Genomic DNA, 12,858 nt, shown 5'->3' with positions numbered 1-12,858 from the left:
CTCGACTTTAGTCGTAGGACATCTAGCGATGGTTATAGCTTATGTAGGATCCTTCGGGTGAGGGCGCGCGAGCGGTTCCCAGCCCAAAAGCCGTCGCGCTTTGCGCATGTTCATAAAACGCTGCTCGTAGTCTCCTGAAATCATAAAGGCCTCGAATCCACCACCTCGATACTCTAAAGCGGCTTTCAGTGCGCGGGCTACGTCGCTAGCTGCCGTTGCAATGGTTGGTGTTCCTGGCTGGGTTTGCTCCTGCCAGGCTCGGTCGGCTATGGGGTGGCAGAGGCGCAGGGCGTTGATGGTCATTCCAAATCGGCGACAGGCGTTGCGACAAACCTCCTCTCCTAGCCATTTGGTAAAGCCATAGCAATGAAGCGCGTCTGGCGTAATGGCCTCATCTGGAAAGTAGCGTTTTGTGAGATCCCCATCATACACCGACATACTGCTAGTGTAAACGGCATGTTCTATTCCGACACGATGAGCCGCCTCGAGCGCGAGATAAAGCCCCTTTACGTTGACATCGAAAGCGGTTGTAAGGGCCTCCGGGCTGCTCCAATCTGCACTACCCATTGCCATATAGAGCAGAGCTTCTTGACCTTCGCAAGCGGCTGCTAAGGCGGCAAGATCGCAGACATCCCCTTGTATCAAGGGAAGATCCCTCAATTCACTCTGTTGCGGCACGTTGCGATCAAAAATAGTGAAACGAAAATCGTACTTTAGCAGCGGCAAGGTAAGCCCAGCAACATAGCCGGCTCCGCCGATAGCGAGTACCTGCATTGGCTCCCTCCTAGGAAGAGAAAAAGAGCTGCTGGATCGTAAGGACGACAGCAAGCACAATTAACACGATGGTGGTAATCCAAGCGATTATATTGTAAGTGAGGGAGTTTGTATACTCTCCCATAAGTCGGCGATTATTCACGAGTTTGAGTGTAAGGACGAGAATGATGGGCAACAGCACACCGCCGACAATGTTCGGCAGAATGATTAGGAAAGCTAGGTTAGCTCCCCCAAAGAGAACGGTGATCGCGGAAACCGCAATAAGAAGAGTGTACACCCAAACGAAAAGCGGTGCTTCGCGGGTGCGCTTTCCCATACTTGCTTCCCAGCCAAGCGATTCGGTGATCGCATAGGCCGTGGAGACCGGTACTGTGATGGCACCGAAGCACGAGGCGTTAAACAGCCCTAACGCAAAGAGGATAGCGGCGGCCGGTCCAGCAAGCGGCTGCAAGGCTCTGGCGACCTGGCCTGCATCGCTATAGTTTCCGGGGTTGGCCCCCGCATGATAAAGCGTTGCACCGCAGGCCACCATAATGAAGAAAGCGATGAAGTTCGTAAAAAAGGCACCGAATAGCACATCTATGCGGGTGATAGGGTAGTCCTCCACCCGAATAGCCTTGTCGCGCACGGTGGATTGAATGTAGAATTGACCCCAGGGAGTAATTGTGGTTCCGACCACGCTAATGACCTGGAAAACGTAGTCTTTGCTCCAGGGGATATGCCCAGGCCAGAAGAGGGCAGGCAGCACCTCACGCCAATGGGGGTGCGCCATGAATGCAGCCGGAATATAGGAGAGATAGATAAGAGAGGCGTAGAGCAGCACCCGTTCCACTCTGCGGTAGGAGCCGTTGACAACCAGCCACCAGACGCCAACGGCAATAAGAGGTACCACGATATAGCGAATTTTCTCCGAGGCAAAAAGCTCGAAAGCAGCCGTAATGCCAGCGAACTCGGACACAACAGTGGCATAGTTCGCAACCAGTAAAACGATCATGGCAAAGAGGGTCATCCGCACACCGAACTCTTCACGGATGAGGTCGGCAAGCCCTTTGCCAGTAACGGCACCCATGCGGGCGCCGATCTCCTGGCAGACCCCCAACGCGATCGTGGAGAGCAGTAAAACCCACAGCAGTTTATAGCCGAAAGCTATTCCTGCTTGGGAGTATCCAAAGATGCCGCTAGCATCGTTATCGGCGTTGGCTGCGATAATGCCGGGACCAACGATGCTGAGAGCAAAAAGAAGGCGCGTACGCAGAAGGCGGCGACGCGCCAGGCGGACATTTGGGTTAGGCATGAGCGTCGGGACCTCCTTAATGCGTGTTTTGTCGGCCCCGGCGTCAGGGCCACTATCTTAAAGCAGCAAACTATTTCGTAATAGGCGACCAGGCTGCTTGGGTGTTATCCCCAACACCTTTTGTCAGGTTAATGGGGTTGGTCATATCGGCGTTAACAACCCACAGGTCATGCTTGCCGTCGGCGTGCTGCACTTCGTAAAGCAATCGAGAGCCGTCGGGCGACCATTGTGGGTCAAGGGGTAACCCGTCAGGTGTGGCGGGGATGGTGGCGGGAGGCACTTTCACCCCTTCACGGATGGCAAGCACCTCGTCGGGCAGGCGGATCACGTAGATACCCAAGGGTGTCCAGCTATCGTCTCCTTTAAACATCCAGCCTTCAAAGGCAAGCAGCTTACCATCTGGAGACACGGTAAGATGGCGTGGCATAAGGGTATGCCCGAAGCAGATCATGAGGGGCTTGGGCGATGGTTTTCCGGGCTTGCTGAAGTCATAGAGATTGATTCCGCCCACGTAGATGCTTTTCTGAGTTCGCGGATCGCGAACGTACTGTTGGGCATAGGCCACAAGCAGCTGATGTGTGTGCGGTATCCAGGCGACGTTTACATAGCGACCAGGGTCGAGAACGTAGGCTGTTTTCGCGCCGTTTGGAAGCGCTCGTGCCATCTCGTCGGAACCGCCTAGCATGGGGATGTCTCCGTTCCCTTGCGCCGTAAGCGCTTGAACGCCGGCGATGATCGAGCCATCGGAAGAGAAGGCTTCCTGAATATAGGGGCCTTGAGGGTCAAGCGTCGGCGCTATCTCTCCATTTGTCGGTGAGTTGCTTGCAATAGGCGGCGGCAGAATCTGTTCCACGTCGTTGCCGTTAAGATATACGGTTTTGATCGCGCCTTCCGTAAGGAAGGCTACGTGCTTTCCATCGGGGCAGGCAAGCGGCTTATCTTTAGGAAAAGAGCCGTAGGTTATTTGAACGGGTGTTTGGCCGGCACCGAGGAGGTAGATCTGTGTGCAGGACACGTTCGATCTGTTGGAGACATAGAGAATATGTTTGCCATCGAGAGTCCAGGTCGGGTTGCTTTTTAGAGAGTGATCGGACGCGACCGTAAGCGGGCGCAGACCGGTGCCGTCGGCTCTTATGCCATAGAGGTCGGTATCTCCGTTGGGTTCTTGTCGAATAAAGGCGATATAGTTTGTTGTATCGAAGTCTACGCCATTAATAATGCCCGTTTTTCCTGAAGCGGCCACATAATAATAGAATCCAATAAGCACAAGGATGAGAGAAAGCAGCCCCAGCAACAGCTGCTGTCTACGTCGATTCTCTCGCTCCCACCAGTCTGGCACGGAGTTTTGTGATGGATTCGGGTTACTCATCTCTAAATTCGCCTTCACTTGCATCTGAGGGATCGGTCGCCGAATAAGGTTCCTCAGCAAGGGATACGCAGAGAACGCAAAGAACCGTTCCGTAAGGTTTTACCGAGCAAAGCACGGTGAGAGGGCGCTTGGAACCAGTTTCCAAAGCGCCCTCTCCTAAAAAACAAAACCTCAGTACCCCATGGGGAAAGGCGACGATTGAAACGGGGTTGACGGGATTTGAACCCGCGACCTCCTGCGTGACAGGCAGGCACTCTAGACCAGGCTGAGCTACAACCCCAACCGTTGATTTTACGACTTTCGAGCCTATAGTGTACCCGAACTCCATCGAGGGCGTCAAGAGGGACGCCCATACAGAAGAGATAACGATTCCGACAACCTGTATGCGGATGTGAAGCTCGCACCATCACTGTGGAATATATTTAGGTGGATTATATATCGTATTAGGTGCTCTCTACCGAAAATATAGAGTTAGCAAACAACGGATTCACTACTCATGGAAATCGAGGCCAACCCACTGGCGTTTGAAAACGCAGAGCCTTTTGCCCCGCCTATACCTGAAAGCGTTGCGGCGCCGCTCAAAATGGTGCTTGCCCAGCTGCAAGGCGGTTGCGCCGTGCTGCTTGTAAAAGCGGAGATGCCTCAAGCCTTCCAATGGCTTAATGTGGCACGTCTCGAAGCCCCGCTGCTGTTAGGGCCTTTGGAGTGCCTTCGCTTGGAGGCCTGGCCGATCTTAGAAAATACCTGGGCCGTGGCGCTGAAACTGCCACAGCCGCTTCAGGAGCCTTTGGTTCCCCTGCAGATTCAGCTAGCACGCCAGGCGTTACAGCAACGGCTCCAGGCAGAGTGGCAGCAGCACAGTTCCGAGGAGACACTGCCCTTCTCTATTCTGCCGATTACCTCGCTCCTTTTAGGCGACGAACAGCAGAACCACCTCGCCGAATTGAACACCCTACTTGAGGTTATGGTGCAGGGGCGACTCGGGGTTCATTTTCATCCTATTGTGAACCTACGTGAAGCGCGTGTGGCCGGCTACGAGGCTCTTATTCGTATGCCCGCTCAACCTGCGATCAAGCATACTGGGGAGCTGCTTCAAGCGGTGCAGCACGGCAGCCTCATCGCTTGGTTCGATATCGCTTGCCTCGAACGTTGTTTTCAAGAGGCGGGCAAGCAGGGGCTGCAACAGCTTCTGTTTGTTAATCTGGAGGCAGAGGGCATTATGAACCTGATGGCGCAAGATCGCCCTCTTCTTCAGCGTGTTTACGATAGCGGCTTAAGCCCGCGACAGATCGTTATCGAGATCACCGAGAGGCAGGCCGTACAGGACTTTCCTGGCCTTCTGCGAGAGATAAAACGTTTTCAGGAAGATGGCTTTCGAATCGCCATTGACGATGCAGGCTCCGGTTACAACAGCTTGGAGATTATCGCCGAGCTCCTGCCCGATTTCATCAAATTAGACCGTAGTCTCGTGCGTAGTCTCAATAGCCGTGGTGAGAGGCGGGCACTGGTTGCTGCCTTGGTGCGCTTTGCAGCCCAAATCGGCGCCAAAACCCTGGGTGAGGGCGTGGAAACTCCGTCGGAGCTAACCGTGTTGATAAATCTTGGTGTGCAGTACGCACAGGGGTACCTTTTTGGACGGCCTCAGGAGACCTTTCACGGAGTATCGCGGCCTATCCGTGAGCTTATTCTCACGCAAGTTCGGCGCCAAGAGCATCTGCAGACCGGCTGTTCGCTCCATGTGGGCGCTCTTAAACAATCTGGGCTTTCTATGATAGCCGGAACGCCCTTGTTGGAAGCCGCACGCCGCTTCGCTAAAAACGATGGACTTACCAGCATCGTCGTTATGCAAGGGGGTGAGGTTTGCGGAGTGCTTATGCGCCAAACCCTGGCGAGTCAGCTTGAAATGGCACGTCAGGCGCAAGCCGAATCGTTTTTAGCGAACGAGACGATAGAACGATGGATGGAGAGCAAATTTGTCGCGATCCCGGAACATCTTGCCCTCGATGAGGCCATCAGCCATCTTACCTATCGCAATGCGATTAGTTTAGAGACCGATATCGTCATCGTTAACGCGGCAGGCGCCTATCGAGGTGTCTTGCCGGTTCGCCTTCTGTTAGAGGCCGCTCTACAACAGCATGATAATCGAACTCATCATACCTGTGCTCTTACGGGCTTGCCCGACCGCCTTGTGCTGGAACAGGCGCTTCAAGAACGGCTTGATGCCAATATGTCGGCCGGCCTCGTTCGCGTGGACATTGCGGCCCTGCAAGCCTATAACCGCGACTACGGTGTTGCCTTCGGAGACGCCCTCATTGTTCAAGTGGCCGAGCGTCTTAGGCGAGCTTCTAGGGAGCACGGTGCCCCTACCGATCAGATATTCCACTTAGGGGGCGATAACTTCGTGTTGCTTACACAATCCGCTAAAGTTGCGGTACTTTGCTATGTATTAGCTAACGATGACGACACGGTGGAGGTAGACCCTCCCTCCGAGGCAGAACCGGCCTCTTGGTCGAAGTCGGAGAAGACAAGTAAAAAGCTCCATGTTGTAGGCCTCACCCTCCGCAGAAAAGCTGGGGCAAAACCGGCGCAAGACACGCCGCCCCCGTCTAATGCAAGGGCGGCACTACAGGCTTTGGAGAAACTTTTGCGGGAACTGCAGCGGCGCCCTGATATCTCCTGGGCCGTAGATAAGATCCCATCGCTCTTGCCGAAAAGCGCTTAAGAGACCTGCCTTCAGCCAATGTTCTCAGGTGTCGCCTAGGCCGACTTATTTGTAAAAGAGCGGATTACGGCTGTTCTTCTGTAGGCCACTTAGGCGCAGCGTCGGCGGTGTTTCTTAGAGCGGCCTGCATCGCATCTACCTGTTGACGTGCAAGGGTGGGGGCGTCCGCCAAAGGAACGATCTCTTTTACCGTGCCGTCTCGCCGGCGCAACTCCACACCCCCTTGCTGCAAAGAGCGCTCTGATATGACGATCTGCAGCGGCATTCCCCGAAGGTCGGCGTCGGCAAATTTCACGCCGGGCGAAACCTCCCGATCGTCGTAGAGGGTCTCCACCTCGGCTTGTTGCAGCGCTGCATAGAGCGATTCGGTTTTCGCGATATTCTCCGGCGTGCGACACAGACCGATGAGGTTGAGCGCGTAGGGAGCTACCGAGATCGGCCACATGAGTCCTTTTTCATCCCGATAGGCTTCGGCCACACAGGCGAGCAATCTTCCCACGCCGATACCGTAGGAGCCCATGACGATCGGTTTTTGGTTGCCGTCTTCATCCGTGTAGAAGGCTTGAAGCGCTATCGAGTAGCGGGTACCAAGTTGAAAAATGTTTCCCACTTCTACGCCTCTTTTCAGTGCGAGCGGTGCGCCACATCGGATGCATAAGGCTCCTTCACCGGCCTGAGCGATATTGGCCACAATATCGGGCTGAAAGTCGCGCCCGCAACACACATTGCGGAGGTGATACCCCTCTTCGTTCGCTCCGGCAACCAAGTTTGTCTCTTCGACGAGAAGATCGTCGGCTATCACCAGAGCCTTGCCAGGCGGAATGCCCACGGGCGATGCGTAGCCGGGAACCATGCCGGCCTCCAAAATCTCCTCTGGATGCGCAGGACGCAGGGCGATGGCATGCGTGCTGTTTTTGACAAGCGTCTGATTCGTCTCCATATCCCCGCGAACTAGCGCTACGACAAGCTTTTGCACAAAACCGCCTTCAGCGGATTCGCCTTCTGTGGGTGGAAAGGTGCCCATAAAGAAGACCGCTTTGGCCGTGCTGCTGGTGGGAATGCCGAGGTAGGCTGCCAGCGACTCAATCGTCGTTGTGCCCGGCGTTGCTACACGTTCCAGAGGGCGAGGCGGATCGGTGTTGGCACGGACTTTACGAAATGTCGCCACCTCTTGATTGGCCGCATAGCCACACTGCTCACAAACCACCAGAGTATCCTCCCCGATGTCGGTGAGGTACATGAACTCATGAGCAAGCTTTCCGCCCATCATGCCCACGTCGCTGCCAACAGCGAGTAAAGAAAGCCCTACTCGCGCCCCAATGCGAAAATAGGCGTTATAGTGAGCGATATACTGTTTTTGAAGTCCTGCCTCATCTTTATCGAGAGAGTAGGAGTCTTTCATGAGAAACTCGCGTACTCGGATGAGCCCACCGCGTGCGCGAGGTTCATCTCGAAACTTCGTCTGTATTTGGTAAACGAGCTGAGGAAGTTGGCGGTAAGAGCGAATCTCTGAGGCCGCCAGTTCCGCCACCACCTCCTCATGCGTCATGGCCAACAGCATCGGGTGTCCGCGTCGGTCACGAAAACGCACCATGGTCTCGTCTATGGTTTCCCAACGCCCGCTCCGTTGCCATAGCTCGGCGGGATGCACAACGGGCAGGTTCAGCTCTTGCCCACCAATAGCGTTCATCTCTTCCCGCAGTATCTGTTCAATTTTGCGAACAGCTCGCCAAGCGAGAGGGAGATAAGAGAAAATGCCGGTAGCAAGTTGCCGCACATAGCCGGCCTGTAAAAGAAGCTGATGTGAAGCGATGTCGGTTTCTGCTGGCGGATGGCGAAGGGTTTCTCCAAACAACTGTGAGACGCGCATAGTTTCTCCGTTCTCCAAGAATGCTAAGGAGAACATTGTAGACTACAGCGCACATGCACGTCAACACACTTGACTTTCTTGGCAAACTTGTGCTAACATTTTTTCCCTTTTCACATTGGAGTGAGTTTGGGGCGCGATGCGGCGCGTTGACCTCGCTTTTGCAGCAGCTTTTGTAAGCTGTGGTAGGAAGTGAACATACGGAGGCAGACCGAATGCAGAAGAGACTTGGTTCGTTCTCTCGTGCTGAGGGGCTCTATGACCCCGAATTTGAACATGACGCCTGTGGTGTTGGTTTCGTAGCGCATATCAAGGGGGAAAAATCGCACGCCATTATTGAAAAAGGCCTAGGCGTGCTCCAAAACCTTGTACATCGTGGGGCGTGTGGTTGTGACCCCGAAACTGGAGATGGTGCTGGCATCCTGATCCAGATCCCTCATGCCTTCTTTGCACGGGAGCTTGCCGCACAAGGAGTTGAGCTGCCACCCCCCGGCCACTATGGGGTTGGAATGATCTTTCTTCCTCCCGATATGGAAGAGCGCACACGCTATGAGCGGATCATCGATCGCGTGGCCCAAGAGGAGGGGCAGCCGGTTATTGCGTGGCGCGACGTGCCGGTGGATAACACGAAAATCGGCTCGCTGGCGCGCTCGTGCGAGCCGGTCATTCGCCAAGTTTTCCTTAAACGCAACCCACAGCTGCCCGACGAGGATGCGTTTGAGCGCAAGCTGTTCGTGATTCGACGGGTCGTCCAAAATGAGATCGCGCGGATGCGCCTGCCTCAAGAACACTTTTTCTACGTTTGCAGCCTCTCTTGTCGTACTGTGGTCTATAAGGGGCTTCTGCTGGCTCATCAGATCGCCGCTTTCTACCAAGACCTCAATGCGCCCGATATGGTTACCGCATTGGCTCTGGTGCATCAGCGATTCTCCACCAACACCTTCCCATCGTGGGATCTCGCTCACCCCTATCGCTATCTTGCTCATAATGGGGAGATCAACACCTTGCGCGGTAACCGCAACTGGATGCGCGCGCGTGAAGCCCGTCTCAGCTCCCCGCTTTTCGGCGAGGACATCAAAAAGATTGTGCCGCTGGTCAACCGTTCCGGCTCCGACTCGGCGACCCTTGACAACGCTCTTGAAGTGTTAACGCTGAGCGGTCGTAGCCTCCCTCACGCCATGATGATGCTCATCCCCGAGGCTTGGGATGGCAACGATCTGATGGATCCTGATAAAAAGGCCTTTTACGAATATCATGCCTGCCTGATGGAGCCATGGGATGGGCCGGCGGCCGTTGCTTTCACCGATGGGCGCGTGATCGGAGCCGTGCTCGATCGGAACGGTCTACGACCCGCCCGCTATCTTGTAACCGATGACGACCTCGTGGTGATGGCCTCCGAAACCGGCGTCATTGACATCGGCCCTGAGCACATTGTCGAAAAGGGACGCCTACAGCCCGGCAAAATGTTCTTGGTGGATCTGCAGCAAGGCCGCATTATCAGCGATGAGGAGTTGAAACACAGTATTGCGACAGCACACCCTTATCGGCAATGGCTGGAGCAGAACCGCATTACCCTTCAGCAGCTTCCCGATGTGGCGCCACCAAAGCCTTCTGACCATAAAACGATTCTCACGCGCCAAAACGTTTTTGGCTATACGTTGGAGGACTTAAAGTTTATCTTTCAGCCCATGGCCACCACCGGGGAGCAGCCGCTTGGCTCTATGGGCACTGATACCCCATTGGCGGTGCTTTCCAACCGACCGCAACTGCTTTACAACTACTTCAAACAGCTCTTTGCGCAGGTTACCAATCCGCCGATTGACCCCATTCGGGAAGACCTTGTCATGTCGCTTACCGACTACATTGGGCGAGAGGGTAACCTGTTCGACACCACGCCAGAACATGCCAAGATGCTTCGACTCGAATCGCCCATTCTCACGAACGTGGAGTTGGAGCGTCTCCGCCATGTGAATCATCCCGATTTCCGGGCCATCACCCTCTCGGCCGTTTTCTCTGTTAAAGAGGAGAACGGGTTAGAGAAGGCACTGGAGAGGCTTTGCGAGCAGGCTTCACGTGCTGTTGCCGACGGTGTAAGCTTCCTTATCCTCTCCGACAGGGAGGTAGATGCCGAGCATGCTCCGATTCCAGCACTACTGGCCACCTCCGGAGTACATCATCATCTTATTCGTGAAGGCACCCGCACCCAAGCGGGGTTGATCATCGAAACGGGCGAGGCGCGCGAGGTGATGCACTTTGCGCTGCTCATAGGCTACGGAGCCAGCGCCATCAACCCCTACCTCGCGTTCGAGACGCTGGAAGATATGTATCGGCGATCGATGTTGCCGCAGGATTTGCCGCTCGATAAAGCCATTAAAAACTACATCAAAGCGGTAAACAAAGGGTTGCTGAAAACGTTTGCCAAGATGGGCATCTCCACCCTGCAAAGCTATCGCGGCGCCCAAATCTTTGAGGCCATCGGTCTTGGGCAGGAGCTTGTGGATCGCTACTTCACGGGGACGCCCAGCCGCCTCGGTGGAATTGGGCTAAAGGAGATTCAGCGAGAGGCGCTTGCCCGGCATCACTATGCCTATCCGCCTCAAGAGATACCCGAAACCCTTGAGCTTGATCCGGGCGGGCAGTACCAATGGCGCCGCTACGGTGAATATCACCAGTATAATCCCGACACCATCGCGACCCTTCAGATCGCCGTTCGGCGCAATAGCTATAAGGACTTTAAAGAGTTCTCGCGTTTGGCCAACGATCAGAGCGTGAATCGGGCTACCTTGCGCGGCCTGTTCCGCTTCAAGCCCGGCAATCCTATTCCCATTGAAGAGGTTGAGCCGGCCAAAGAGATCGTGAAGCGCTTTGTAACCGGCGCCATGTCGCTAGGTTCTATTAGCCGTGAGGCGCACGAAACCCTCGCCATTGCCATGAATCGCATTGGCGGAAAGAGCAATACCGGAGAAGGCGGAGAGGACCCCGTGCGCTACATCCCTGATCCGAACGGCGATAGCCGCCGCAGCGCCATTAAGCAGGTCGCTTCCGCGCGTTTCGGTGTGACGACCGAGTATCTCGTCAACGCCGATGAACTGCAGATCAAGATGGCGCAAGGCGCTAAGCCCGGTGAAGGAGGGGAGCTGCCTGGGCACAAGGTGGATGAATATATTGCCCGTATTCGTCATACCACGCCCGGTGTTACACTAATTTCGCCGCCGCCCCATCACGACATCTACTCAATAGAAGACCTGGCTCAGCTCATTTTTGACCTAAAAAATGCCAATCCAAACGCGCGTATATCGGTAAAGCTGGTGGCCGAGGTTGGCGTGGGAACGGTAGCAGCCGGAGTTGCAAAGGCGCACGCCGACCACATCCTCATAAGTGGGCATGATGGAGGTACGGGCGCCTCGCCACTTTCCAGCATTAAACATGCTGGTATCCCTTGGGAGCTCGGTCTGGCCGAGACCCAACAGGTTCTGGTGAAGAACAATCTGCGTGGGCGCGTACGTCTACAAACCGATGGGCAGCTGAAAACGGGGCGCGATGTGGCCATTGCTGCCCTGCTTGGCGCCGAGGAGTTTGGCTTCGCTAGCGCGCCGCTTGTGGCCATGGGCTGCATTATGATGCGGGTCTGTCATCTCGGCACTTGCCCTGTAGGTATTGCCACACAAGACCCCGTGTTGCGCCAGCGATTTGCAGGCCAGCCCGAGCATGTCATAAACTTCTTCTTCTTTGTAGCCGAGGAGCTACGAGAGATCATGGCACAGCTGGGATTCCGCACCGTGGACGAGATGGTGGGCCGGACGGATATGCTCGATGTGCAGCCGGCTATAGATCACTGGAAGGCCTACAATCTCGACCTCACGCCGTTGCTGACAATGCCGGAGGTGGATAAAAACGTGCCGGTGCGCTGCGTGATGAAGCAGGATCACGGCTTGGAAAATGTGCTCGACCATAAACTCATCGCTTTGGCGCAGCCCGCTTTGGAGCGTCAGGAGTGTGTACGCGCTGAGTTGCCTATTCGAAATAGCAATCGAGCTACCGGTGCCATGCTTTCCGGCAAGATCGCTCTTAAATATGGGGCAAAAGGACTTCCGGACGACACCATCCATTTCAAATTCAACGGCTCCGCTGGACAGTCGTTTGGGGCCTTCCTCGTACCTGGAGTTACGTTCGAGCTGGAGGGGGATGCCAACGACTATCTCGGCAAAGGGCTATCGGGTGGCCGTATCATCGTCTACCCGCCCAAAGAGTCGCCCTTCGACCCAGCTGAAAACATTGTGGCCGGCAACACCATCCTTTATGGGGCCACGAGCGGAGAGGTGTATCTGCGTGGTGTCGTTGGGGAGCGGTTCTGCGTGCGCAACAGCGGCGCTGTCGCTGTGGTGGAGGGCACGGGCGACCACGGCTGTGAGTATATGACCGGTGGGGTTGTGGTCGTGCTAGGGCGCACTGGGCGCAACTTTGCTGCCGGTATGAGCGGAGGTGAAGCGTTTGTATGGGACCCCGACGGCACGTTCCACCTGCGTTGTAACCTTAATCACGGGCTTACGGAGCTGGAGCCTTTGCGTGAAGAACGCGATATCGCATTGGTTCGCGAGCTTGTTGAGAATCACTACCGTTATACGGGGAGTGATCGGGCCGCCGCTCTGCTTGAACGCTGGGAGGAGGCGCTTTCTCAGTTTGTGAAGGTTGTCTCTTTGGAATATCGGCGTGTGCTTCAACAGCGTGCCCTCAGTGCAACACAGACCGCCGAGGCTGCTGGCGTTAGCGCTTAGGAAAGAGTCCCGTTAGTCGTTCCTTTGGGCGCTCGGAGCCGTGCTCCGAGCGCTTTT

General features: G+C 55.4%; 6 protein-coding genes and 1 tRNA gene. 2 read left to right on the top strand and 5 right to left on the bottom strand.

Annotation, left to right across the window (positions count from 1 at the left end; genetic code table 11):
- Window positions 1-39 precede the first annotated feature (39 nt).
- The 4 genes from CCALI_RS08160 to CCALI_RS08145 form a co-directional block, all read right to left on the bottom strand.
- Window positions 40-774 (bottom strand): NAD-dependent epimerase/dehydratase family protein, encoded by a 735-nt coding sequence (locus CCALI_RS08160; RefSeq protein ID WP_016483006.1) that lies wholly within the window; start codon window positions 772-774, stop codon window positions 40-42.
- A gap of 10 nt (window positions 775-784) precedes the next feature.
- Window positions 785-2,068, bottom strand: a complete 1,284-nt coding sequence (locus tag CCALI_RS08155) for an NRAMP family divalent metal transporter (protein WP_016483005.1) — start codon at window positions 2,066-2,068, stop codon at window positions 785-787.
- A gap of 70 nt (window positions 2,069-2,138) precedes the next feature.
- A complete protein-coding gene (locus CCALI_RS08150) occupies window positions 2,139-3,437 on the bottom strand; it encodes a PD40 domain-containing protein (RefSeq protein ID WP_044949024.1) in 1,299 nt (432 codons plus the stop codon).
- Between the two features lie 204 nt (window positions 3,438-3,641).
- Window positions 3,642-3,717 (bottom strand) — tRNA-Asp (locus CCALI_RS08145).
- Window positions 3,718-3,933: 216 nt separating this feature from the next.
- On the opposite strand from CCALI_RS08145, the gene CCALI_RS08140 reads away from it, so the two are divergent.
- Window positions 3,934-6,159 carry a bifunctional diguanylate cyclase/phosphodiesterase gene (locus CCALI_RS08140; protein ID WP_016483003.1) on the top strand — a complete coding sequence of 742 codons (2,226 nt, stop codon included), beginning with the start codon at window positions 3,934-3,936 and terminating at the stop codon, window positions 6,157-6,159.
- A gap of 64 nt (window positions 6,160-6,223) precedes the next feature.
- Here CCALI_RS08140 and CCALI_RS08135 read toward each other — a convergent pair whose 3' ends face one another.
- Window positions 6,224-8,029 carry a proline--tRNA ligase gene (locus tag CCALI_RS08135; protein ID WP_016483002.1) on the bottom strand — a complete coding sequence of 602 codons (1,806 nt, stop codon included), beginning with the start codon at window positions 8,027-8,029 and terminating at the stop codon, window positions 6,224-6,226.
- Window positions 8,030-8,241: 212 nt separating this feature from the next.
- Here CCALI_RS08135 and gltB point away from each other — a divergent pair, with 212 nt between their 5' ends.
- Window positions 8,242-12,801 (top strand): glutamate synthase large subunit, encoded by a 4,560-nt coding sequence (gene gltB, locus CCALI_RS08130; protein ID WP_016483001.1) that lies wholly within the window; start codon window positions 8,242-8,244, stop codon window positions 12,799-12,801.
- Window positions 12,802-12,858 lie beyond the last annotated feature (57 nt).

The sequence above is a fragment of the Chthonomonas calidirosea T49 genome (assembly GCF_000427095.1).
Taxonomy (GTDB): Bacteria; Armatimonadota; Chthonomonadetes; order Chthonomonadales; family Chthonomonadaceae; genus Chthonomonas; species Chthonomonas calidirosea.
This window is presented reverse-complemented; position numbering and strand designations above follow the sequence as displayed.

Coding starts and splice junctions, on each gene's coding strand:
- CCALI_RS08160 (WP_016483006.1), bottom strand. CDS start 774: ATGCAGGTACTCGCTATCGGCGGAGCCGGCTATGTTGCTGGGCTTACC.
- CCALI_RS08155 (WP_016483005.1), bottom strand. CDS start 2,068: ATGCCTAACCCAAATGTCCGCCTGGCGCGTCGCCGCCTTCTGCGTACG.
- CCALI_RS08150 (WP_044949024.1), bottom strand. CDS start 3,437: ATGAGTAACCCGAATCCATCACAAAACTCCGTGCCAGACTGGTGGGAG.
- CCALI_RS08140 (WP_016483003.1), top strand. CDS start 3,934: ATGGAAATCGAGGCCAACCCACTGGCGTTTGAAAACGCAGAGCCTTTT.
- CCALI_RS08135 (WP_016483002.1), bottom strand. CDS start 8,029: ATGCGCGTCTCACAGTTGTTTGGAGAAACCCTTCGCCATCCGCCAGCA.
- gltB (WP_016483001.1), top strand. CDS start 8,242: ATGCAGAAGAGACTTGGTTCGTTCTCTCGTGCTGAGGGGCTCTATGAC.